This window comes from Pseudomonas sp. TE3895 (genome assembly GCF_056278855.1).
The window spans coordinates 2,410,411-2,434,065 of record NZ_JBWBQE010000001.1 but is presented as its reverse complement, the minus strand read 5'-3'; the positions used below and the strand labels follow the sequence as shown (position 1 = coordinate 2,434,065).

General features: G+C 63.5%; 21 protein-coding genes and 1 pseudogene. 13 read left to right on the top strand and 9 right to left on the bottom strand.

The genetic code is table 11. The features are described from left to right. Positions 1–263: 263 nt before the first annotated feature. From ACZ889_RS11040 to ACZ889_RS11030, 3 genes are all read left to right on the top strand, one after another. Positions 264–941: a response regulator transcription factor gene (locus ACZ889_RS11040; protein WP_003254551.1), complete on the top strand. Its 678-nt coding sequence runs from the start codon at positions 264–266 to the stop codon at positions 939–941. A gap of 160 nt (positions 942–1,101) precedes the next feature. After that, a complete protein-coding gene (locus tag ACZ889_RS11035) occupies positions 1,102–1,518 on the top strand; it encodes a Spy/CpxP family protein refolding chaperone (protein WP_003254553.1) in 417 nt (138 codons plus the stop codon). A gap of 58 nt (positions 1,519–1,576) precedes the next feature. After that, positions 1,577–2,917, top strand: a complete 1,341-nt coding sequence (locus ACZ889_RS11030) for a sensor histidine kinase (RefSeq protein ID WP_180688664.1) — start codon at positions 1,577–1,579, stop codon at positions 2,915–2,917. Between the two features lie 130 nt (positions 2,918–3,047). Here the strand turns inward: ACZ889_RS11030 and ACZ889_RS11025 are convergent, their stop codons facing one another. Next, the gene (locus ACZ889_RS11025) at positions 3,048–3,605 is read right to left on the bottom strand and encodes an NAD(P)H nitroreductase (protein WP_003254557.1); all 558 of its coding nucleotides are present in this window, start codon (positions 3,603–3,605) and stop codon (positions 3,048–3,050) included. 102 nt (positions 3,606–3,707) lie between these two features. On the opposite strand from ACZ889_RS11025, the gene ACZ889_RS11020 reads away from it, so the two are divergent. After that, a complete protein-coding gene (locus tag ACZ889_RS11020; protein WP_004576878.1) occupies positions 3,708–5,162 on the top strand; it encodes a TrkH family potassium uptake protein in 1,455 nt (484 codons plus the stop codon). Here ACZ889_RS11020 and ACZ889_RS11015 read toward each other — a convergent pair. Further along, positions 5,119–6,180: an AraC family transcriptional regulator gene (locus ACZ889_RS11015; protein WP_104961021.1), complete on the bottom strand. Its 1,062-nt coding sequence runs from the start codon at positions 6,178–6,180 to the stop codon at positions 5,119–5,121. The two genes, ACZ889_RS11020 and ACZ889_RS11015, sit on opposite strands and share 44 nt — an antisense overlap. A 153-nt stretch (positions 6,181–6,333) precedes the next feature. On the opposite strand from ACZ889_RS11015, the gene ACZ889_RS11010 reads away from it, so the two are divergent. Then, complete coding sequence (locus ACZ889_RS11010; RefSeq protein ID WP_003254563.1) at positions 6,334–6,645, top strand: Mpo1-like protein; 312 nt, start codon at positions 6,334–6,336, stop codon at positions 6,643–6,645. Between the two features lie 38 nt (positions 6,646–6,683). Here ACZ889_RS11010 and ACZ889_RS11005 read toward each other — a convergent pair whose 3' ends face one another. Then, entirely contained in the window at positions 6,684–7,481 is a 798-nt protein-coding gene (locus ACZ889_RS11005; RefSeq protein ID WP_003254566.1) for a UDP-2,3-diacylglucosamine diphosphatase, read from the bottom strand. A 127-nt stretch (positions 7,482–7,608) separates the two neighbouring features. Between ACZ889_RS11005 and ACZ889_RS11000 the strand changes: the two genes are divergently transcribed. Next, positions 7,609–8,376: a helix-turn-helix transcriptional regulator gene (locus ACZ889_RS11000; RefSeq protein ID WP_014861214.1), complete on the top strand. Its 768-nt coding sequence runs from the start codon at positions 7,609–7,611 to the stop codon at positions 8,374–8,376. 181 nt (positions 8,377–8,557) lie between these two features. Further along, positions 8,558–9,448, top strand: a complete 891-nt coding sequence (locus ACZ889_RS10995) for a DMT family transporter (RefSeq protein WP_121783046.1) — start codon at positions 8,558–8,560, stop codon at positions 9,446–9,448. Here ACZ889_RS10995 and ACZ889_RS10990 read toward each other — a convergent pair whose 3' ends face one another. Next, the gene (locus tag ACZ889_RS10990) at positions 9,449–9,730 is read right to left on the bottom strand and encodes an Rdx family protein (RefSeq protein WP_003254571.1); all 282 of its coding nucleotides are present in this window, start codon (positions 9,728–9,730) and stop codon (positions 9,449–9,451) included. Between the two features lie 67 nt (positions 9,731–9,797). On the opposite strand from ACZ889_RS10990, the gene ACZ889_RS10985 reads away from it, so the two are divergent. After that, entirely contained in the window at positions 9,798–11,984 is a 2,187-nt protein-coding gene (locus ACZ889_RS10985) for a patatin-like phospholipase family protein (protein WP_003254573.1), read from the top strand. A gap of 33 nt (positions 11,985–12,017) precedes the next feature. Here the strand turns inward: ACZ889_RS10985 and ACZ889_RS10980 are convergent, their stop codons facing one another. Next, a complete protein-coding gene (locus tag ACZ889_RS10980; RefSeq protein ID WP_003254575.1) occupies positions 12,018–12,455 on the bottom strand; it encodes a MarR family transcriptional regulator in 438 nt (145 codons plus the stop codon). Between the two features lie 151 nt (positions 12,456–12,606). After that, the gene (gene recQ, locus ACZ889_RS10975; RefSeq protein WP_003254576.1) at positions 12,607–14,754 is read right to left on the bottom strand and encodes a DNA helicase RecQ; all 2,148 of its coding nucleotides are present in this window, start codon (positions 14,752–14,754) and stop codon (positions 12,607–12,609) included. A 243-nt stretch (positions 14,755–14,997) separates the two neighbouring features. Between recQ and ACZ889_RS10970 the strand changes: the two genes are divergently transcribed. The 3 genes from ACZ889_RS10970 (at position 14,998) to ACZ889_RS10960 (ending at position 17,628) form a co-directional block, all read left to right on the top strand. Next, positions 14,998–15,585 (top strand): YecA/YgfB family protein, encoded by a 588-nt coding sequence (locus tag ACZ889_RS10970; RefSeq protein ID WP_010955200.1) that lies wholly within the window; start codon positions 14,998–15,000, stop codon positions 15,583–15,585. Between the two features lie 7 nt (positions 15,586–15,592). Then, the gene (locus tag ACZ889_RS10965; protein WP_010955201.1) at positions 15,593–15,958 is read left to right on the top strand and encodes a YbaN family protein; all 366 of its coding nucleotides are present in this window, start codon (positions 15,593–15,595) and stop codon (positions 15,956–15,958) included. A gap of 311 nt (positions 15,959–16,269) precedes the next feature. Next, the gene (locus tag ACZ889_RS10960) at positions 16,270–17,628 is read left to right on the top strand and encodes a TolC family outer membrane protein (RefSeq protein WP_014861219.1); all 1,359 of its coding nucleotides are present in this window, start codon (positions 16,270–16,272) and stop codon (positions 17,626–17,628) included. Between the two features lie 62 nt (positions 17,629–17,690). On the opposite strand, the gene ACZ889_RS10955 is transcribed toward ACZ889_RS10960, so the two are convergent. The 3 genes from ACZ889_RS10955 to ACZ889_RS10945 all read right to left on the bottom strand — a co-directional run bounded on the left by ACZ889_RS10955 (position 17,691) and on the right by ACZ889_RS10945 (position 20,951). Beyond that, positions 17,691–18,290, bottom strand: a complete 600-nt coding sequence (locus ACZ889_RS10955; RefSeq protein ID WP_017148157.1) for a tRNA-uridine aminocarboxypropyltransferase — start codon at positions 18,288–18,290, stop codon at positions 17,691–17,693. A 64-nt stretch (positions 18,291–18,354) separates the two neighbouring features. Continuing rightward, the gene (locus tag ACZ889_RS10950; RefSeq protein WP_070096451.1) at positions 18,355–19,920 is read right to left on the bottom strand and encodes a methyl-accepting chemotaxis protein; all 1,566 of its coding nucleotides are present in this window, start codon (positions 19,918–19,920) and stop codon (positions 18,355–18,357) included. Positions 19,921–20,057: 137 nt separating this feature from the next. Beyond that, the gene (locus tag ACZ889_RS10945) at positions 20,058–20,951 is read right to left on the bottom strand and encodes a LysR family transcriptional regulator (RefSeq protein WP_003254585.1); all 894 of its coding nucleotides are present in this window, start codon (positions 20,949–20,951) and stop codon (positions 20,058–20,060) included. A gap of 224 nt (positions 20,952–21,175) precedes the next feature. Here ACZ889_RS10945 and speB point away from each other — a divergent pair. Both speB and ACZ889_RS10935 read left to right on the top strand, forming a co-directional pair. Next, positions 21,176–22,127 (top strand): annotated as a pseudogene (gene speB / locus ACZ889_RS10940) (agmatinase). 132 nt (positions 22,128–22,259) lie between these two features. After that, complete coding sequence (locus ACZ889_RS10935; RefSeq protein WP_003254587.1) at positions 22,260–23,639, top strand: sodium:solute symporter family protein; 1,380 nt, start codon at positions 22,260–22,262, stop codon at positions 23,637–23,639. Positions 23,640–23,655 lie beyond the last annotated feature (16 nt).

The window sequence follows — 23,655 nt, the reverse complement described above, 5'->3', positions numbered from 1 at the left end:
TCACCCGCGAAAGGGCCAGGCCTGCTGGCCAATCTCCATCCGCCGTTTACCGTTGCCGCCGCTACCGTATTCGCGGGTAAACCCGCTCCTACACAGATTGGTGGTGGACACATCTCGGTGGTTGGACACAGCCCGCTGTAGGAGCGGGTTTACCCGCGAAGAGGGCCACGCGGCACCAGCAGTTATACTCAGGCCATCAGTCTGCGGTATCTTTGCCACTGGCGGGCCGAATAACCGCCGTCAATGGTTGAATTGAGTGAGTCATGAGCGAGCTGTTACTGATTGATGATGACCAGGAACTGTGCGAGCTGCTCGGCAGCTGGCTGACCCAGGAAGGGTTTTCCGTGCGTGCCTGCCACGATGGGCAGAGCGCACGCCTGGCCCTGGCCGAGCATGCCCCTGCTGCTGTGGTACTGGATGTGATGTTGCCCGACGGCAGTGGCCTGGAGCTTCTCAAGCAGCTGCGCAGCGAGCATGCCGAGCTACCGGTGCTGATGCTGTCAGCCCGCGGCGAGCCGCTGGACCGCATTCTCGGCCTGGAACTGGGTGCCGACGACTACCTGGCCAAACCCTGCGACCCGCGCGAGCTCACTGCCCGCCTGCGCGCGGTGCTGCGCCGCAGCCACCCCACCGCCACAACCAGCCAGATGGAGCTGGGTGACCTGGTCTACAGCCCTGCGCGGGGCGTGGCCAGCATCGATGGCCGCGAAATGACCCTGACCCTGTCCGAAAGCCGTATTCTTGAAGCGCTGCTGCGCCAGCCCGGCGAGCCGCTGGACAAACAGGAACTGGCGCAGATCGGCCTGGGCCGCAAGCTGACCCTGTACGACCGCAGCCTGGACATGCATGTCAGCAACCTGCGCAAGAAGATCGGCCCCCACGCCGATGGCCGGCCACGCATTGTGGCGTTGCGTAGCCGTGGCTATTACTACTGCCTGTAAAAACGCCGGGGCCGCTGCGCGCCCCATTGGCGGCACAAGGCGGGGCCTGCACGGGCCAATCATCTTTACTTTGCCTTTACCATCCCCTGACTGCGCTTGACGGTGATCTCCCTAGACTGTGCTCATCCGGTAATCACCGGCCTATGAAAGGAGAGACACCATGCGCAAGACCCTTATCGCCCTGATGTTCGCTGCCGCTTTGCCGACCGTAGCCATGGCCATGCCTGACGGCGGCCCGCGCCACGACGGCCCGCATCATCGCGGTGATGCGCCTTTCCACCAACTGGACCTGAGCCGCGATCAGCGCCAGCAGATCGGCAAGCTGATGGGCGAGCAGATGCAGCAGCGCCGCGACATTACCGAGCGCTACCTGTCCAAGCTGCCGGCCGCCGACCAGAAAGCCATGAAGGATGAACTGCAAGCCAACCGCGACAAGACCGACAGCGCAGTGCGCAAGTTGCTCACGGCTGACCAGCAGAAGAAGTTTGACGAACTGCAAAAAGAACGCGCCGCCAAGAAAGCCGAGTGGCAGGAGTTCCAGGCCTGGAAAGCTGAAAAAGGCGCCAAGGCCCAGTAAGCTGTCCGCCCCGTGCCCGGCCCGCATCACTGCGGGCCGGGCTTTTCCCGTTTAGGAGGTGCACTTGCGTTCACTGTTCTGGCGCATCCTGGCCAGTTTCTGGCTGGCCATCACCCTGGTCGCAGGCCTGTCGATCCTGCTGGGGCACATGCTCAACCAGGACGCCTGGATCCTCAGCCGCCACCCGGGCCTGAATACCCTGGCCAGCAAGTGGGCCAAGCACTATGAGCAGGAAGGCCTGGAGGCGGCCCAGCACTTTCTGGAACGACGCAAGGACCGCTACAAGATCGACGTGCAGGTGCTCGACGATAGCGGTGAGGCCGTGGTGCCCGGTACCTTTCCACGCCGTGCGGCAGCCTTCGAAGCGCGCCAGCACAACGACCAGCGGCGCTTGCCATGGCGCCGGCTGACCGAGGAATACACCAGCCCCGACACCGGCGAAACCTACTTGCTGATCTACCGCATCCCCCACCCGGCGCTGGATGCCTGGCACCGTGAAAGCCTGCTGTGGCCACTCAGCGCCCTGGGCATTGCCTTGGTCGTGCTGACCCTGTTCAGCCTGCTGGTGACGCTGTCCATCACCCGCCCGTTAAGCCGCCTGCGCAGCGCCGTACACGATCTGGGCCAGACCACCTATCAGCAGAACAGCCTGGCACGGCTGGCAGCGCGGCGCGACGAGTTTGGCGTGCTGGCCAAGGACTTCAACAAGATGGGCGCGCGCCTGCAAAGCACCATTGGCAGCCAGCGCCAGCTGCTACGCGATGTGTCCCACGAACTGCGCTCGCCGCTGGCCAGGCTGCGTATTGCCCTGGCCCTGGCCGAACGCGCCGAGCCTGAGCAGCGGCAAGCGCTGTGGCCACGCCTGACCCGCGAGTGCGACCGCCTGGAAGACCTGATCAGCGAAATCCTCGCCCTGGCCCGAGTGGATGCCGAACAGGCTCATGCCGAACCCGTCGACATCAATGCCTTGCTCGGCAGCGTACGCAAGGACGCCCTGCTGAGCGCACCGGAGCAGGACGTGCGCCTGGAGGCGCAGCCGGGGTTGAGCTTGCAGGGTTGGCCAACGCTGATCGAGCGTGCCGTGGACAACCTGCTGCGCAATGCCCTGCGCTTCAACCCGGCGGGCCAGCCGGTCGAGGTCAGCGCCGCACGCGAGCAGGACCGCATCGTGATCAGCGTGCGTGACCATGGGCCTGGGGCGGCAGCGGAGCACCTGGCGCAACTGGGTGAGCCGTTCTTCCGCGCGCCAGGGCAAGAAGCACCGGGGCATGGCCTGGGCCTGGCGATTGCGCGCAAGGCCGCGGAGCGCCATGGCGGTAGCCTGGTGCTGGAGAATCATCCACAGGGTGGGTTTTTGGCCAGGCTGGAGTTGCCCCTGGCTGAAGCGACAGGCAGTTGATGGGGTGTAAAGGTACCTGGCCTCTTCGCGGGTAAACCCGCTCCTACAGGGGATGTGGATGCTGTTGTAGGAGCGGGTTCACCCGCGAAAAGGCCGGAAGCCTTGATACCTGAATCAGCCCAAGGCCAGGTTACTCACCCCAGCCACTGACGAAATCAGCCGTTTCCAGCACCGGCGCTGTCCGCGGCTCGGTCAGCGGCGTGCCGACGTACAGGTAGCCGATCAGCTCCTCGTTCTCGGCCAACCCCAACCCCTTGTGCACATGGGCATCGAAGGCCATGTCACCGGTACGCCACACCGCGCCGATCCCCTGCGCGTGCGCAGCAATCAGAATACCGTGCGCCGCACAGCCCGCCGCCAGGCGCTGCTCGGACTTGGGCACCTTGAAGTGGTCCTGCAACCTGGCCACCACCACGATCAGCAACGGCGCCCGCAGCGGCATCGCACGGGCCTTGTCCAGTGCAGCCTGGCTGGCATCGCCCTTGTGCTGCACGGCTTCGGCGAACAGCTCACCCAGCTTCTCGCGGCCCTGGCCTTCGATGGTAAGAAAACGCCACGGCCGCAGCTGGCCGTGATCCGGGGCGCGCAGGGCAGCCTGGAACAGCGCCTCGCGCTGGGCGGCATTGGGCGCCGGGTCGGTCAGGCGTGGCACGGAAACACGGTTGAGCAATGCGTCGAGAGCCTCCATCGGCTACCCTCCTGGCAGTTGAATGTGCGGCCATTCTAGCGTTTACATCACCAGACCCATAGGTAGAATGGCGCCCTTCCGTTTCGAGTCTGAGCAGATCACATGGCGTTGCCGACCTTAAGGATTATTGGTTTCATCATCGGCATCTTCCTGATTACCCTGGCCGTCGGCATGGCCGTGCCCATGGCGACCCTGGTGATCTTCGAGCGCACCGGTGACATGCCGTCGTTTCTCTGGTCGAGCCTGATCACCTTCATCGCCGGCCTGGCCCTGGTGGTGCAGGGGCGCCCGGAGCATGTACACCTACGCCCACGCGACATGTACCTGCTGACCGTCAGCAGCTGGCTGGTGGTGTGCGTATTCGCCGCGCTACCGTTCCTGCTGACCCAGCACATCAGCTACACCGACGCCTTCTTCGAAAGCATGTCAGGCATCACCGCCACTGGCGCTACCGTACTCAGCGGGCTCGATAACATGTCACCGGGCATCCTCATGTGGCGCTCGATGCTGCACTGGCTCGGCGGTATCGGCTTCATCGCCATGGCGGTGGCGATCCTGCCGCTGCTGCGCATCGGCGGCATGCGCCTGTTCCAGACCGAATCGTCCGACCGCTCGGAAAAAGTCATGCCGCGCTCGCACATGGTCGCCAAGTCGATCGTGGCGGTTTACGTCGGTTTCTCGATACTCGGCGCGCTGGCCTTCTGGTGGGCAGGCATGAGCCCGTTCGATGCGATCAACCACGCCATGTCGGCTATCTCTACGGGTGGGTTCTCCACCTCCGACCAGTCGTTGGCAAAATGGGATATCCCGGCCGTGCACTGGGTGGCGGTGGTGGTGATGATCATGGGCAGCCTGCCGTTCACCCTTTACGTAGCCACCCTGCGCGGCAACCGCAAGGCGCTGATTCGTGACCAGCAGGTACAAGGCTTGCTGGGCATGCTGGTGGTCACCTGGCTGGTACTGGGCACCTGGTACTGGTACAGCACCAACCTGCACTGGCTCGACGCCCTGCGCCACGTGGCGCTGAATGTGACCTCTGTGGTCACCACCACCGGTTTCGCCCTGGGGGACTACAGCCTGTGGGGCAACTTCTCGCTGATGCTGTTCTTCTACCTGGGCTTCGTTGGCGGCTGCTCTGGCTCGACCGCCGGCGGTATCAAGATTTTCCGTTTCCAGGTGGCCTACATCCTGCTGAAGGCCAGCCTCAACCAGCTGATTCACCCGCGCGCGGTGATCAAGCAAAAATACAACGGTCATCGCCTCGATGAAGACATCGTGCGTTCGATCCTGACGTTCTCGTTCTTCTTCGCCATCACCATTTGTGTCTTGGCGCTGCTGCTGTCGCTGCTGGGCGTGGACTGGATGACTGCGCTGACCGGTGCCGCCGGCACGGTTTCGGGTGTAGGCCCAGGCCTGGGTGAAGTGATCGGCCCGTCGGGCAACTACGCCACGCTGCCTGACGCGGCCAAATGGATTCTGGCGGCCGGCATGCTGCTGGGTCGCCTGGAAATCATCACGGTGCTGGTGTTGTGCATGCCGGCGTTCTGGCGTCACTGAGCACTTCGCCTTCCGCGCCCAGGCGGGCGCGGTACTCGCTGGGCGTGGCATCGAACCAGCGGCGGAACGCCCGATAGAAGTTGCTGGGGTCGGCAAAGCCCAGCAGGTAGGCGGTTTCCAGCAAGGTCATGCCCGGCTGGGCCAGGTATTGTTCGGCCAGTTCGCGGCGGGTGTCGTCAAGCAAGGTCTGGAAGCTGGTGCCTTCCTCCTGCAGCCGCCGTTGCAAGGTGCGCTGCGACAGGTGCAGGGCCTGGGCCAGGGTTTCGCGCTTGGGCTCACCCTGCGGCAGGATGCGGCACAACACCTGGCGTACGCGGTGGCTAACCCGGCTTTCGGAGAAGCGTGCCAGGTACTCGCCGGCAAACCGGTCGTGCAGCACCGCCATGGCCTCGTTCGCGGTCGGCAGCGGCGCCTCCATGTCGGCCCGCTCGAACACCAGTGCATCATGTGGGGCGCCGAACACCAGCGGCGAATGGAACGCCACCTTGTAAGGCTCGACATTCTTCGGCTGCGGCCCCTGCACCAGTACCCGCCGCGGCTGGACCGGCCGGCCACTGAGCCATTTGCACAGCGCCAACGCACAGGCCAGCGACGCTTCGGCGCTGTGCCGGGTTGGCGGCAGGTGGTCACCGTGCACGGTCAGAATCAGCGAATAACCCTCGGGACCGAGGACGAAACTGAGGTCGGAGCTTTCGGCGATGATGCGCTGGTAGCGCACCAGGCGCTCGAAGCCCTCGGCCAGGGTGCGGCTGGACATCAACGCATAGCCCACCACATGGAACGACGCCGGGCGGACCACCCGTGCCATGTTCAGGCCGATGGCCTCATTGCCCGACAGCTCCACCGCCAGCTGCCAGAGGCGGGTCATGGAGTCTTGCGGAAAACGTGCATCGGGGTCGTCGAGGGCGGCAAAGTCCAACCCCAATTGCTTGAACATGGCTCTGCAATCCAGCCCTTCCAGTTCAAGTGCCTTCACGATCCCTGATGCCCAACTGGCTGACGTTGTTCTTTCGCTCATGACAGGCTTCTTTTACCAACCGCTCCTGCGGTGAACCCCAAGGATACTCATTTGGCGCCTATTGTCACTGGTAGGCCCCGTCAGTCACTCTAGACTCGAATCAGGCTCCACGCCGTGTATCTTGTCCAGAAGTATTAATCCCGGAGCACTGCCATGAACAGCACAGCGCAGTTTCGCAGTTTTGCCGAGTTCTATCCGTACTATCTGGGGGAGCACAGCAACCCCACCTGCCGCCGCCTGCACTTCGTCGGCACCAGCCTGGTGATAGCGCTGCTGGCCTACACCATTGGCAGTGGCAAATGGTTGCTGCTGCTGGCCGTGCCGGTGTTCGGCTATGGCTTTGCCTGGGTTGGGCACTTTTTTTTCGAGAAGAATCGGCCAGCGACCTTTACCTATCCGCTGTACAGCCTGGCCGGGGATTTCGTGATGTTCCGGGATATCCTGCTGGGCAAGCTCAGGCTGTAAGCGTCCGAGGCCGCTTGGCGGCACTCTGCCCTCGGCCCCTAAGCCGGCTCGCGCAACGCCGCCACGGCCTGCGCTTCGGCCAGCCGATACAGTTCGACGCTGCCATCCCAATGCTCGATCAGGGCCGTGCACGACTCCACCCAGTCCCCGCAATTGAGGTAGTCCACCTCACCCACCTTGCGGATCTCGGCATGATGGATATGCCCGCACACCACTCCATGAAACCCACGACGGGTGCATTCATGGGCAATGGCATTCTCGAAGTCGCTGATGAAGTTCACCGCGCCTTTCACCTTGTGCTTGAGGTACGCCGACAGCGACCAGTAACCATAGCCATACCGCGCTCGCCAGTGGTTGAGCCAGCGGTTGAGCACCAAGGTGAATTCGTAGGCGCGATCACCCAGAAACGCCAGCCAGCGGTGGTAACGGGTAATCACATCGAACTGATCGCCATGGACCACCAGCAGTCGGCGGCCATCGGCTGTCAGGTGCTCGGCCTCGTCTACCAGCTGAATGTTGCCCAGAATCAACTTTGAGTAGCGGCGAAGGAATTCGTCATGGTTGCCGGTGACGTAGATCACCTCGGTACCGCGCTTGCTCATGGTCAGCAGCCGGCGGATCACGTTGGTGTGAGCTTGCGGCCAATAGATCCCGCCGCGCAGTTTCCAGCCATCGATGATATCGCCCACCAGGTAGACGCGGTCAGCCTGGTAGCCCTTGAGGAATTGCGACAGGTGTTCGGCCTGGCAGTCGCGGGTACCCAGGTGCACGTCGGAGATCCACAGGGTACGCACGCGTTGCTTGCGCGAGGGGCGGGACAGTTCGGCATGGCTCATGGGCAGGCTCCGGCGCAGTTTGCTGGAGACTGGCAGGCGCGCATGACAGCGCCATGGCAAAACAGTGACGAGTGATGGCGTGCAGGGATTGAGGCACAATGGGCGCCTGCCCTGCGAGGAAGCCCCCATGACCGCCGGCCCGATCCTCTCGCTGCGCCATTACCGCGACAGCCTGATCGCCCACAGCCACGAACACCCGCAACTGGTGTTCGGCCTGCGCGGCCGCCTGGAGTTCGAGGTCCAGGGGCATGGCGCCGGCATCGATCGTCAGGGGCTGATCGTGGTCCCGGCGGGTGCTCATCACACGTGCGCCAGCGATGCCGGCAGTGATTGCCTGGTGCTTGATGTGCCTGGGGAACCTTGGCTGCGCGAGCACCTGGGCGAGCATGCCGATGCCAGCCGCCGCCTGCTCGACCGCCCCGCCGCCGTGAGCCTGGATGAGCGCCAGCAGCAACTGGTGGACTGGCTGGCGAGCAGCCCCGTGCACGACCCGCTGATTGCCCGTCAAGGCGCGGCACTGCTGCTGGCCAGCCTCAACGCCACAGCGGCAGCCAGCGTGCACGCCAGCCAGCGCCTGCCCTACAGCGCCTTCGATGCGCATATCGAGCAGCATGCGGCTTACCCGCTGCAGGTAGCTGACCTGGCGCGCATCGCCGGGCTGTCCAGTGCCCGGCTGCATGCGCGCTTTACCACTGAGTGCGGCATGACTCCGATGGACTACATTCGCCAGCGGCGTTTGCTCAAGGCGCGGCGGCTAATCGTGCAGACCGTGCTGCCGATGGGCGAAATTGCGGCGCAGGTGGGGTATAGCTCGCAAAGTGCCTTTTCAGCGGCGATGCTACGGGCGTTCGGGTGTACACCTTTGGCTTTGCGGCGAGAGTCTGGCGATAACTGACAGCAGTCTTGCGACAGAATGTGTTTGCCTGAGGCTTTACACTTTGCCTTTGCCGGCCCCTTCGCGGGTAAACCCGCTCCTACAGGATGCCCCCCGCCTGAAGGTTGTGCACACCTGTAGGAGCGGGTTTACCCGCGAAAGGGCCGGCACTGCCTGTAGAGATCTTCATCAAGGACCCATCATGAACCACCGCACCGCCCTCGGCGCACTGCACATTGGCGCGCTGTTCTTCGGCCTTACCGGCGTCTTCGGCAAACTGGCCGCCAGCGCCAGCCCGGCGATCATTGTCTTCGGTCGCGCCGCCTTCGCCGTACTCGCCCTGGCCCTGTTCGCCAGCCTGGCCGGCCCGGGCTGGCAACGCGTGAGCCGCCAGGATACGCGCCGCCTGCTGCTCGGTGGTGTGCTGCTGGCCGGCCACTGGGTCAGCTTCTTCATCGCCGTCAAAGTGGGCGGCGTAGCCATCGCCACCCTCGGGTTCGCCAGCTTCCCGGCCTTTACGGTGATCCTCGAAAGCCTGCTGTTCCGCGAGCGTATCCACCGTAACGAAGCCGTCTTGGTCGTGCTGGTCAGCATTGGCCTGATACTGGTCACACCGGCATTCGACCTGGCCAGCGAAGCCACCGGCGGCCTGCTCTGGGCACTGCTCTCGGGCCTGCTGTTCTCGCTGCTGTCACTGACCAACCGGGCCGGCTCCGGACGTTTGCCTGCAGTGCAGGCCGCACTGTGGCAAAACCTGGTGGTGGGCCTGTGCTTGCTACCGTTCGCGGCGCCCGGCCTGGCCGACGTTGCGGCCCTGGACTGGCTATGGATCGCCCTGCTCGGCATTTTCTGCACGGGGGTGGCGCACAGCCTGTTCGTCGCCAGCCTGGCAGTGATCAAGGCGCGCACCGCTGCGGTCGTGTTCGGCATGGAGCCGGTCTACGGCATTGCCGTGGCCTGGGCAGTGTTCGCCGAAACCCCTACCGTGCGCATGCTGCTGGGCGGCGCGCTGATCATCTTCGCCATCGTGCTGTCCAGCCGCCTGGCTGCCGAGCAGCCGCCCAGGCAGCGGCCACTGACCGAGGGCGCCTGATCAGCGGTCGTTGTGACCAAGGTCACGCTGCGGGTCAACCAGGTCGCGCACCCGCTGCTTCAGTGCCTTCGCCTCGGGGAAACCGCCGTCGGCCTTGCGCTCCCAGATCTGCACGCCATTGCAGGTGATGCGGAAGACACCCCCGGTGCCCGGCTCCAGCGCAACCCGGCCTAGGTCGTCGGCAAAGGTGCTGAGCAGTTCCTGAGCCAGCCAGGCCGCACGCAGCAGCCACTGGCACTGGGTGCAATAGGTGATGACGATTTCCGGCTTGTTGTCAGCCATGGTGAAACATCTCCAGGTAAGGGGCCGCTTATACTAGCGGTCTTTAGCCCACGGTTTGAGAGTCACGATGCGCCGTCTGCTGTTCTGTTTTCTGCTCGCACTCACCTCGCTTACGGCAATCGCTGCGGAACCCGCCAGGCCCAAGGTCGGCCTGGTGTTGTCTGGCGGTGCTGCCCGTGGCCTGGCCCACATCGGCGTGCTCAAAGCACTGGAGGAACAGGGTGTGCGCATCGACGCCATCGCCGGCACCAGCATGGGCGCGGTGGTCGGCGGCCTGTACGCCTCGGGCTACAGTGTCGAAGAGCTGGAAAAACTCGCGACCACCCTTGACTGGCAACAGGCGCTCTCCGATGCCCCGCCGCGCAAGGATGTGCCGTTCCGGCGCAAGCAGGATGACCGTGACTTCCTGGTCAAGCAGAAGCTCAGCTTTCGCGACGACGGCAGCATGGGCCTGCCGCTGGGTGTGATTCAGGGCCAGAACTTGTCACTGCTACTGGAAAGCAAACTGGCGCATACCGCCGACACCCGCGACTTCGATAAGCTGCCCATTCCTTTCCGCGCCGTGGCTACCGACATCGCCAGTGGCGAAAAAGTCGTGTTCCGCCGGGGTCACCTGCCCCAGGTAATCCGCGCCAGCATGTCGATCCCCGCCGTGTTCGCCCCGGTCGAACTGGACGGCCGCCTGCTGGTGGACGGCGGGATGGTCGACAACATTCCGGTGGATGTGGCCCGCGAAATGGGCGTGGACCTGGCCATCGTGGTCGACATCGGCACCCCGCTGCGCGATCGCAAGCAATTACTGACGGTGGTCGACGTGCTGAATCAGTCGATCACTTTGATGACCCGACGCAACTCCGAAGAACAACTGGCCAGTCTGCACCGCGACGACATCCTCATCCAGCCATCGCTGACCGCCTTCGGCGTGACTGACTTCGGCCGTGCCCGCGACATGATCGACGCCGGTTACCGCGCCACTCGCCTGCTTGACCCACGCCTGGCCACCCTGCGCCAGCTCGAGGGCGACGCCAGCCTGGCCGTGGCCCGCTCGCCGCGCCAGCGCACGCCGGTAATCACCGCAATCCGGATCGAAAACGACTCCAAGGTCAGCGATGATGTAATCCGCTCGTACATCCGCCAGCCAATCGACGCGCCGCTGGAACTGGGCCGCCTGCAGACCGACATGGGTACGCTGTATGGCCTGGACTACTTCGACAGGGTGCAGTACCGCGTGGTGCACAAGGGCAACGACAATACCCTGGTGATCAACGCCCGGGGCCGACGCGGCGGCACGGACTACCTGCGCCTGGGCCTGAACCTGTCCGATGACCTGCGCGGCGACAGCGCTTTCAACCTGGGCGCCAGCTACCGGGTCAACGGCATCAACAGCCTTGGCGCCGAATGGCTGACCCGCGGCCAGATCGGTGACCAGCAAGCGCTGTACAGCGAGTTCTACCAACCCCTGGATGTGGGCTCACGCTACTTCATCGCGCCGTACCTGGACCTGGGCTCGCAGAACATCGAAGCCACCCTGGACAACGACCCGGTCGCCGAGTATCGCCTGGAACGCTATGGCTTTGGCCTGAACGTAGGCCGGCAGATCGGCAACAGCGGTGAAGTGCGCCTGGGCGTGGGCAAGGCCTGGGGCGAAGCCGAGGTGCGCATCGGCGACCAGGACCTGCCCAAAGTCAGTTTCAACGAAGGTTTCTACGAGCTGAAGTACTCGTTCGACACCCTCGATAACGTGTACTTCCCGCACCATGGCGAGGATATCGGCCTGACCTTGCGCAAATACGACAAGTCGCTGGACTCCGACCAGGATTACCGGCAGTGGCTGTTCACCCTGGACAAGGCCATCAGCAGCGGGCCGAACACGTTCGTACTGGGTGGGCGCTACGGGCGCACGCTGGACGACACCGAAGTGGTGACGTCGAGCTTTGTGATGGGCGGGGCGCGAGAGCTGTCAGGCTTCCGCCAGGACTCGGTATCGGGGCAGAACGTGAGCCTGCTGCGCATGGTCTATTACCGCCGGCTGACGCCACGGGCCTATGTGCCGCTGGACTTCCCGCTGTACATCGGCGGCTCGCTGGAGCGTGGGCGGGCGTGGAACAATGACAACGAATTCGACAGTGGGTACATCAATGCGGCGAGCATCTTCCTGGGGCTGGAGACGCCTCTAGGGCCGCTGAACTTCAGCTACGGCGCCAACAGTGCGCATGAGCAGGCGGTGTACCTGAACCTTGGGCACACCTTCTGAGGCTTGCACTGCACCTGCAACGATGGGGGGAGCTCAGGACTTTTCGAGGTTGGCCAGGATCTTGGCATGCACGCGCATACAGACCTGCAAGTCCGCCTCGTCCACGCCGGTAAACAGCTCTACCCGCAGTTGGTTGGCGATGGTCTCGATCTGATCGATCAACGGCTTGGCCGGCGGGCACAGCACGATCTTCTTCGCCCGCCGGTCCTCCAGCACCGCCTGCCGGCGCACCAGCCCTTGCGCTTCCAGGCTGTCGAGCAGACGCGCCAGGGTCGGGCCCTCGACACCTACGCTCTGGGCCAGCTCACGCTGGGTCGGGGCGTCTTCGAAGCGCGCCAGGTGCAGCAACACCAGCCAGCGCGCCTGGGACAGGTTGAGCCCGGCCAGGCGGCGGTCCAACTCGGCACGCCAACCTCGGGACATCTGGGCCAGTTGCATGCCAAAGCGGTGTTGGTTGTCGTTCAGGGGCATAAGGAACTCATTGGAGTAGATCTAATTATTAGGCAGCTAACCATGCCCTGCCCCACGAGGCAAGGCTCGGCCATGGTTACGCGTTCGATAATCGTCAAAAAGCATGACAAAGGTCAGCAGATGGCGCTTCTGCCTTCGATCCTGCATGCGTTTACAATTCGAATTCCGCCGCCAGTGCTGCGCGCACGCAATAGAGTACGCCCTCCGGCACCCGCGCCCCGAACTGCGGGGCAATGGCCGACACCGGTGGCAGCTCACCCTCGCCGTCAAGAAAGGCGTCCTGCACCTCCATCATCAGGTCTTCCGGCAGGTCGATGGCCTGGTCCAGACTCAGCTCCTGGCGGCCCAACGCCTCGGCCAGCAGGCTATACACGTTCTTCTCGCTGCAGTTGAGCTGCCCGGCGATCTGCGCCGGGGTCATGCCGGCACGGGCCAGGCTGACCAGTTCGTGGCGCAGGTCGAGCACCACTTTCGGTGCCTCGTCGGTGCCACCGCTGCTGTTCAGCACTTCAAGGAACGCCTGGCCGTAGCGCTCCAGCTTGCGCGCCCCCACACCGCTGACCTGGGCCATGTCGCTGAGGCTGACCGGCTGGCTGCGCAGCATCTCCAGCAGTGTCGAGTCGGGGAAGATGACGTAGGGTGGCACACTGTGTTCTTCGGCCAGCTTGCGGCGCAGGGTACGCAGCGCTTCCCACAGATCGCGCTCTTCGGCACGCACCAGCTGGCTGGCCGGGCTGCCGCCGCTGGACGACGAGGTTTTGGCCGTGGTCTGCGGTTTGAGATCACGGCGCAGTTGCAAGGTCACCTCGCCGCGCAGCAGCGGCCGGCAGCTGTCGGACAGGCGCAGACCGCCGTAGCCTTCCAGGTCGATATCGACCAGGCCGCGCGCCACCAGCTGACGGAACAGTGAACGCCACTCCACCTCGGCCAAGCCTTTGCCAACGCCGAATACCGACAGCTTCTCGTGGCCGAAATTGCGCACCTTCTCGGTGTCCTTGCCCAACAGCACATCGACCAGGTGGCCAACACCATAGCGCTGGCCGGTGCGGAACACCGCCGACAGCGCCTGGCGGGCCGGCTCGGTGGCGTCCCAGGTCTGGATGTTGTCGACACAGTTGTCGCAGTGCCCGCACGGTTGTTCGAGGGTCTCGTCGAAGTAGGCCAGCAGCGACTGGCGGCGGCAGCGCGTTTCTTCGCACAGCGCCAGCATGGCGTCCAGCTTGTGCTGCTCGATACGCTTGTGGCGCTCGTCGCCTTCGGAGTTCTGCAGCATCTGCTTGAGCATCACCATGTCCTGCAGCCCGTAGGCCATCCAGGCATCGGAGGGCAGGCCGTCACGGCCGGCCCGGCCGGTTTCCTGGTAGTAGGCCTCAAGCGATTTGGGCAGGTCGAGGTGAGCAACGAAGCGCACGTTGGGCTTGTCGATACCCATGCCGAAAGCAATGGTAGCGACCATGATCAGCCCTTCCTCGTTGAGAAAGCGGTGCTGGTTGGCCGCACGTGTCTCGGCGGCAAGGCCGGCGTGATACGGCAGCGCAGGGAACCCCTGACTGCAGAGGAAGGCGGCGGTTTCGTCGACCTTCTTGCGCGACAGGCAGTAGACGATGCCAGCGTTGCCACGACGCTCGCCGAGAAAGGCCATCAACTGCTTGCGCGGTGCCTCCTTGGGCACGATGCGGTAGAAGATGTTGGGCCGGTCGAAACTCGACAGGAAGCGCTCGGCGCCCTGCAGGTGCAGGCGCTGAACGATCTCCTCGCGGGTTCGCATGTCGGCCGTAGCGGTAAGCGCAATGCGCGGCACATGCGGAAACAGTTCGGCCAGCTGACCCAGCTGCAGGTACTCGGGGCGGAAATCGTGACCCCATTGCGAAACGCAGTGGGCCTCGTCAATGGCGAACAGCGAGATGTCCAGATCGCGCAGGAAGTCGAGCATGCGCGGCTGCACCAGGCGTTCCGGCGCCAGGTACAGCATCTTGACTTCACCACGGCGCAGGCGCCCGGCCAGTTCACGCTGCTGCTCCGCCGTCAGGGTAGAGTTCAGGGCGGCCGCAGACACACCCAGCTCGTCAAGGGTGGCGACCTGGTCGTCCATCAGCGCGATCAGTGGCGATACCACCACCGTCAAGCCCGGGCGCAGCAGCCCCGGCACCTGGAAACACAGCGATTTGCCGCCACCGGTGGGCATCAGTACCAAGGCATCGCCGCCATTGGCCACGCATTCGATGATCGCTGCCTGGCGCCCACGGAAACTGTCGTAGCCGAAGATGTCCTTGAGAACGCGCTGAGCCTGTTCGAGCATGTGCAACTCCAAATCGCCGTACCATCCTGGATAAAGGCTGGACGAAAAACCCGCCCCGCACACGCCAAATGCGTAAGCGGTTTTTGCCAGGCAGCCGTTAAAACCTGCCCCTGGATGAAAAATCGCGGAGTATACCGCAGCACCGCGCTGCACATGCACCGCGGCGATAGACGTTCCCTTTGCCCCGCTGCCGCTGCAAGGTGCTAGAATTCGTTATCGTTTATTCCCCAAGGTAGCCCTGTAATGTCCTTCGCCGAGCAACTGACCCGCCTGCAAGCCTTCCTCGACGCCGACGAGCTGCACGAAGAAGCGCTGGACTATGTCGCCGCACACGGCTACCTCACCGCTCTTTCGATCAACGCCGAGGACGTGCCCGAGCGCGAGTGGATCGACGCCCTGTTCGCCGAGGAGCCGCACTACGCCAGCGAAGCCCAGCGCACCGAGATCGAGGCCACCCTGGTGGCGCTCAAGGCGCACATTGCCCGCCAGCTGGCCAGTGACGAAGAATTCGACCTGCCCTGCGACCTCGACCTGACCGATGAGCCGGACGATTCCGACCTGCGCGGCTGGTGCATCGGTTTCATGGAAGGCGTGTTCCTGCGGGAAGAGGCGTGGTTCGAAAACGCCGAGGAAGAAGTCAGCGAAATGCTGCTGCCGATCATGGTGGGTTCGGGCTTGTTCGACGAACAACCAGAGTTCGCCGACATCGCCAGCAACGCCAACCTGCAGGATGACATGATCGTGCAAATCCCCGAGGCACTGAGCGCACTGTTCCTGCTGCTGCACGCCCCTGACGAAAAACCGGCGCTGCTCAAGCCACGCCACCACTGAGCTACCTGTGCGCTACCTGCTGCTGGCCACTGGCTGGCTCAGCGTCGCGCTGGGGGTGCTGGGGATATTCCTGCCGGTATTGCCCACCACCCCATTCCTGCTTTTGGCGGCGGCCTGCTTTGCCCGCAGCTCGCCGCGCTTCCATCACTGGCTGGTCCATCATCCCAAGCTGGGGCCATGGATCCGTGACTACCTCAGTGGTGAAGGCATCCCCCTCAAGGGCAAGGTCTACGCCATCGGCCTCATGTGGGCCAGCATTGGCCTGTCGTGCTACCTGGTGCCGCTGTTCTGGGCGCGCACCTTCATGTTGACCAGTGCCGCATTGGTCACCCTGTACATTCTCAGCCTGAAAACCCTGCACAAGCCAAAGTGACAATATTTTGTCGCCAAATATCGCTTTCGCCTAATCAACACCCTCTTTATCCGAATTAGTTCTGGAACTGCGCATAGGCCTTGTATCCATGGGTTTTCAAGGCATTTCCCGCCTTCGTTCCGTGCCCTTGAATACACACTTATTAGACAACAACGATCTTATATGGCAATTTGATATGAATAAATCTTCTTATCTATCGCGTTGAATGTACTTAGCTGTGTTGTTAAAAACCTGCAACACTATACGCGATACGTTTATCGTCATTTTTTTGGCGAACAGCAGGATCAATTCCAGGATCAGGGAGATGTACCATGCGCGTTTTGAACCCCATCACCAGTGCTTTACTGTTGGCCCTGGCGAGTGCCAACGTACAGGCGATGTCGATTACCGAGGCTGTCCAAAGCGCCGTGGACTACCACCCACAAGTCAGCTCCAACCGTAACAGCAAGCTGTCGGCCGATGAAGACGTGAAGTTCGCGCGTGGTGGCTACTACCCTTCCGTGGACCTGGTTGCCGGTTACGGCCGCCAGCGCTCGGACAACACCACGACCCGTGCCGAGGGTAACCACAACAAGGAAACCCTCAACTACACCCAGTCCGAACTGCGCCTGCGGCAGATGATCTTCGACGGCTTCAACACCGCGAATGAAGTAGGCCGCACCGAGGCGGTCTCTACCTCGCGCGCCTATTACACCCAGGCCGTTGCCCAGGATGTCGCCCTGCGTGCAGTCGAGGTCTACCTGGAAGTGCTCAAACGCCGTGAACTGGTGACGCTGGCCAAGAACAACCTGCAAGCTCACCTGCGCGTCAACGACCAGATTGGCCTGCGCAACGAGCGCGGCGTCGGCAGCACCGCCGACCTCGACCAGTCCCGCGCACGTCGCGCCCTGGCGGAAAACAACCTGGACACCGCCGAAGTCGACCTGGCCGATGCCGAGGCCAATTTCTTCAGCGTGATCGGTCGCGCCCCGGACGAGCTGGAAAGCCCGCAGAGCATCAAGGGCGAGGTGCCAGGCACCCTCGACGAAGCCCGCGACGGCATGCGCCAGAATAACCCGTACATCAAGTCTGCCCAGGCTGACGTCAACGCCGCCGAGCAGCAGTACGAAGTGGGCAAGTCGACCTTCTACCCGCGCTTCGACGCCATTCTGGCAACCGGTGCCAACAACAACACCGGCGGCGAGAAAGGCCACAACAACAACGACTGGCAAGCTGGCGTGGAGATGAACTACAACCTGTTCCGCGGTGGCAGCGACAAGGCTCGCCTGCAGTCCGACGCGCACAAGATCAACCAGGCACTGGACATTCGCAACAACGCCCTGCGTGAGTTGACCGAGAACCTGAGCCTGGCGTGGAACGCCATGAACAACGCCAGCAAGCAGCTGCCGACCGCGCGCGAATACGCCGAGACCACCAAACGTGTGCGCGCGGCCTACCAGGACCAGTTCGGCCTGGGCCAGCGCACCCTGCTGGACGTCCTCGACAGTGAGAACGAGCTGTACAACGCAGACCGTCGCTACACCGAGGTGCGTTATACCGAAGAGTTCTCGCGCTACCGCGTACTGGCGACCATGGGTGAATTGCTGAGCAAACAGCATATTTCGTTGCCACCAGAGGCGCTGGCGACCACCGAAGTCCGCACCGAGGCGCGTCTGCCTGAGATGCGTTGAGCGGGTTTTAGGTAGCGGGGCCGCTTTGTGCTGCGAATGGGCTGCAAAGCAGCCCCCAACCCTCATTCGCGGCCATGATTACGCTGAAAGGTCTCTACGCCCATGGCCCTGATCTGCCCCTCGATCAACGCCTCGAACGGCGCCAGCAGTGCATCGAAGCAGGCCGGTTGCTCCAGCGTGTTCAATGCCCCGACCACCGCCTCGATCGTCGACAACGCACCCGCCTCCGGCGCTTTGCGCAACCGATAGCGTGAAGCGGCCGCCTGGGCCAGCGTCACCCGTGGCAGCCCCCCCAGCAACGGGTTCAGGTACAGCAGCTTGCGCGCCTTGCGCCAGGTGCCGTCGGGCACGATCAGCAGCAAAGGTTTGTCGCCCGCCTCGCCATAGGCTGTCAGCACCTGGGCGTCATCACCCGGGAACAGCAGCACCGGCTGGTATCCGGGGGTGGCGAGCAGGTCAGGCAGGTCATCGAACACCTCTCCAATCCGCAGCTCGGCATTGTTCAGGCCAAGGGCAGCCAGGCGCGCCGTGTTCAGGGCATGGGCAGTTTCACTGGGGTGCTGCAGCAGGATCACACGGGTGCGGCTGTCGAGCGCGGGGATCAGTGGGCATAGGCAATGGTCGAGCGGGCGCTGGCAGCGCTCGCAGCGGGGTCTGGGCATGACGGTCTCCTTGGCGGGGACAGTTTGCCACATAACCGGGGCTCGCTTTGCGGGCCCCGCGATTTCAACGGTTGAACCTTTCCGCCAGGCTATGCAGGTACTCCGCCATGCGCTCGAGGTCCTGGCTGATTTCCGCGCCTTGCCTGGCTTGCCCGGCACTCTGGTCGCACAGCTGGGCAATTCTCACGATCTGCTGGTTGATGTCTTCAGCCACATGGCTCTGTTGCTCCGATGCCGTGGCCATCTGCTGGCTCATGCCAGTGATGCGGCTGACCGCCAGGGCAATCCCGCTCAGTGCCGCCTGCACCGCCTCGACACTGTGCACACTGTCCCGGGAAATCTGCTCGCCCCGGCTGGCAGTGCTCACCGCTCGCTCCGCCCCGGCCCTCAACGAGGCAATGATATGGTGGATCTCTTCGGTCGACGCGCGGGTACGCTGCGCCAATGACCGCACCTCATCAGCCACCACGGCGAACCCCCGACCTTGCTCACCGGCGCGCGCCGCTTCAATGGCGGCGTTAAGCGCCAGCAGGTTGGTCTGCTCGGCAATCGAAGTGATCACGTCGACCACGCTGCCAATCGACTGGGTCTGCTCGGCCAAGGCGTTGACCGCCTGACCAATGTCATTGACCGCGTCGCTCATGCTGCCCATGGCTTGCAGGCTCTTCAGGGCCAGCTCGCTGCCCTGCTGCGCCAGTTGGTCGGCATCACCTGCCGCGTGTGCCGTGCTCTGCACGTTGTGGGTGACCTGCTGGATGGTTGCCGCCATCTGCGCGATCGCCGTGGCGGACTGGTCGGTCTCGCTGCGCTGCCGGTCGAGCATCTGCGCCTGGGCATCGGACAGGTCGGAAGACTGCGCCGCCCGCGACTTTACCCCGACACCGGCATCCACCAGCCGGGTCAGGGCCGTTTGCAGGCGGGCCTCTTCGCTGATGATGGCCAGGTCGAGCTGGCCCTGCAGGCCTGGGTTGTCGCTGTAGGTCAGCGCCACCAACGGACTGGTAAAGGCCTTGGGATGCTCAGCCAAGGTGCGGCGAATGGCCTGGTTCTGCCGGTGCTCGACCCAGTACCAAGCCAGCAGCAGACTTGCCATCAGCACCGCGAGCGCCGCATAGGGAGGCAGCCAAAGATAACCCGCCGCCGACAGCAGGCCGGCGCCGATCAGCGGCCAGCCATGGCCCAGGCCGTGCCCCAGGCGAGCAGCCCACGGCACTGGGCCGCGACCATCACGCAAACGCGCATACAGTGCCTCGGCACGGCGGATCTGCTCACGCGTGGGCACCGAGCGCACCGACTCGTAGCCACTGATCCGGCCCTGTTCGTATATCGCCGTGACGTAGGCGCTTACCCAGTAGTAATCGCCGTTCTTCGCCCGGTTCTTGACGATGCCCATCCACGGTTTGCCCTGCTTGATGGTTTCCCACATATGGCCAAACACCGCCGGCGGCATGTCCGGGTGGCGCACCAGGTTGTGTGGTTGGCCGACCAGCTCGTCATAGGTAAAGCCGCTGATTGCCACAAAGGCGTCGTTGCAGTAGGTGATTCGGCTGCCGAGGTCAGTCGTGGAAATAAGGCGTTGATCGCCGGGGAAGGTTCTTTCGTGCTCAGTGACGGGCAAATTCATGCGCATCTTGGGCGATCCTTGCAGGATGAAATAAGGGGAAATCATCAGCGCAAGTTGATATGTAGCAGAGCGCTATCAGGTTAGCGGCCAGCGTTTAGCGGAATTTAACCCGCTCCCGACGGAATGCATGAATGCGTCGCATCTCAGCCCACGTTGAGCTGGCTTTTCAACAGGTCACGGAAGGTCTGGATCAACGGTTCGCGGCTGCGCCCGCGGCGAATGATCAGCGAGAACGGGGCCTGGTAACCAAAGGTCGACGGCGACAGCACGCGCAAGTCACCTTTGTCGACCCAGGCCTGGGCGTAGTGTTCAGGCAAGTAGCCGATATAGGCCCCGGAAAGGATCAGGATCAGCTGCGCCTCCATGCTTTCAACCGTCGCCGCACTGTGCTTGAAGCCATGCCGGGCCAGTTCGGCCTGGCTCCAATAACCACGGCCGACCATGCGCTGCTGGGTCACTACCTGCTCGGGAATGCGCCGCTCGGCATACAACGGGTGGCGGCTGCTGCAGTACAGCCAGTGCTGTTCGCGGTACAACGGCTGGTAGAGCAGACCGCTCATCCGCGAAGAAAACGCGCCGATGGCCAGGTCCAGGCGGTTGTCCTGCACACCCAGTTGCAGCTCGTAGGGGCTGGACACCGATAGATGCAGGTGCACCGCCGGGTGCTCCTGGCTGTAGGCGCCGATGGCTTCGGCCAGCGGCAAGGCGCGGTCACCGACGGTGGAGTCGATCACCCCAAGGTTGAGGGTGCCACGCAATTCGCCCTTGAGGGCGGCGGCATACTGCTCGAAACCGTCCAGCTCGGCCAGCAGGCGCAGGGTTTCCTGATGGAACAGCTCGCCCTTGCTGGTCAGGCTGAAGCCACCCCGACCCCGGTGGCACAGCACGATACCCAAGGCGCCCTCCAGCTGGCTCATGTAGGTACTGATGGCCGAGGTCGACAGGTTCAGCTCGCGCTGGGCGTTGGCAAAGCCCTGGTGGCGCACCACACTGATGAAGATGCGCAGCAGTTTCAGGTCGGGCAAGGTCGAGGCCATGGTGCAACGGTTCCACAAGGGTATGTGCGCGCAGTCTAACTGCTCTACCCGCCTTTAGTTCAGAAAATCCTGAACTAAGTATTTGTCGGTAGCGATTCTTCCCCGGTACTCCCTTGAGCAGACTTGGCCGAAATGTCCCTGCCCGCCGGCAAACCACACGTGAATGGCGCGCGGCGGCACAGGTTCGAACAAACACAACAATCGACCGACTGATGAGGCCCACCGTGGACAAGACTCTCCACCAACCACTGGGCGGCAACGAAATGCCGCGTTTCGGCGGCATCGCCACCATGCTCCGCCTCCCCCACCTGCAAAGCGCCGAAGGCCTGGATGCCGCCTTCATTGGCGTACCGCTGGATATCGGTACCTCGCTACGCTCCGGCACCCGCTTCGGCCCGCGGCAGATCCGCGCCGAATCGGTGATGATCCGCCCGTACAACATGGCGACCGGTGCCGCCCCGTTCGACTCGCTGTCGGTCGCCGATATCGGCGATGTGGCAATCAACACCTTCAATCTGCTGGACGCCGTGCGCATCATCGAAGAAGCGTATGACGAGATCGTCGAGCACAACGTCATCCCCATGACCCTGGGGGGCCGATCACACCATCACCCTGCCGATCCTGCGTGCGCTGCACAAGAAACACGGCAAAATCGGCCTGGTACATATCGATGCCCACGCCGACGTCAACGACCACATGTTCGGCGAGAAGATCGCCCACGGCACCACCTTCCGCCGCGCCGTGGAAGAAGGCCTGCTCGACTGTGACCGCGTGGTGCAGATCGGCCTGCGCGCCCAGGGCTACACCGCCGATGACTTCAACTGGAGCCGTCGCCAGGGCTTCCGCGTGGTCCAGGCCGAAGAGTGCTGGCACAAGTCACTGGAGCCACTGATGGCCGAAGTGCGGGAAAAGGTCGGCGGTGGCCCGGTTTACCTGTCTTTCGACATCGATGGCATCGACCCGGCCTGGGCACCCGGTACCGGAACCCCGGAGATCGGCGGCTTGACCACCATCCAGGCGATGGAGATCATTCGCGGCTGCCACGGCCTGGACCTGATCGGCTGTGACCTTGTCGAAGTCTCCCCGCCTTACGACACCACCGGCAACACCTCGCTGCTCGGTGCCAACCTGCTGTTCGAGATGCTGTGCGTGCTACCTGGCGTGGTGCGTCGCTAATACCGCTCTACCCCGGCAGGAGCCATGAGGGAGGGCCACTGAGGCCCGCCAACACAAGAAAAGACCGCCGGGCGCCGTGCAAACGCCCGCGCGGTCGATCTCGCCATAATAAAGATAATCGGGAGACCCCCAATGGCCTTGGACATCATTGTTGTAATGATCTACACCGCCGGCATGCTCGGGCTTGGCTGGTATGGCATGCGCCGCGCGAAAACCCATGAAGACTACCTGGTAGCCGGGCGCAACCTCGGCCCGGTGCTGTACATGGGCACCATGGCCACCACCGTACTCGGTGGCGCTTCCACCGTCGGCACCGTGCGCCTGGGCTACGTCCACGGCATTTCCGGCTTCTGGCTGTGCGCAGCCCTGGGCCTGGGCATCATCGCCATCAACCTGTTCCTCGCCAAACCGCTGCTGCGCCTGCGCATCTTCACCGTGACCCAGGTACTGGAACAGCGCTACAACCCCACCGCACGCCAGGCCAGCGCCGTCATCATGCTGGCTTACGCGCTGATGATCGGGGTCACCTCGACCCTGGCCATGGCCACCGTCCTGCAGGTGCTGCTGGACCTGCCGTTCTGGGCTTCGCTGATGCTCGGCGGCGGCGTGGTAGTGCTGTACTCGACCATCGGCGGCATGTGGTCGCTGACCCTGACCGATATCGTCCAGTTTGTGATCAAGACCGTCGGCCTGATGTTCATCCTGCTGCCAGTGTGCCTGTACAAGGCCGGTGGTTGGGACACCCTGGTGGCCAAACTGCCAGCGGCCAGCTTCCAGCTGACTACCATTGGCTGGGACACCATCATCACTTACTTCCTGATCTACTTCTTCGGCATCCTCATCGGCCAGGACATCTGGCAGCGAGTGTTCACCGCCCGTGACGAAAAGGTCTGTCAGCGAGCCGGCACCACCGCCGGTGTGTACTGCGTGCTGTATGGCCTGGCCTGTGCGGCGATCGGCATGGCTGCGCATGTGCTGATGCCCGACCTGGCGAACCCGAACAACGCCTTTGCCGAGATGATCAAGACCACCCTGCCCGATGGCATCCGTGGCCTGCTGATGGCTGCGGCTCTGGCGGCCATGATGTCCACCGCCAGCGCCGGTCTGCTGGCTGCCTCGACCACCGTGACCGAAGACCTGCTGCCCAAGCTGCGTGGCGGCAAGCAGTCGAGCCTGGGTACCAGCCGCCTGTTCACCCTGCTCACCGGCCTGGTGGTGCTGGGCATCGCGCTGGTGGTGAATGATGTGATCAACGCCCTGACCCTGGCTTACAACCTGCTGGTCGGCGGCATGCTGATCCCGCTGATCGGGGCGATCTTCTGGAAGCGTGCGACCACCGCAGGCGCGATTGCCAGCATGTCGCTGGGCTTTGCCACCGCCCTGCTGTTCATGTTCCTGGACGGGCTGGAGGCTAATACGCCGATCTACTACAGCCTGGCAGTAGGGCTGGTGAGCTTTGTGGGCGTGAGCCTGGTGTCGCGCAAGTCGGTGGCGGCGGTAAAGCTGGCCTGACTGCTGTACCGGCCCT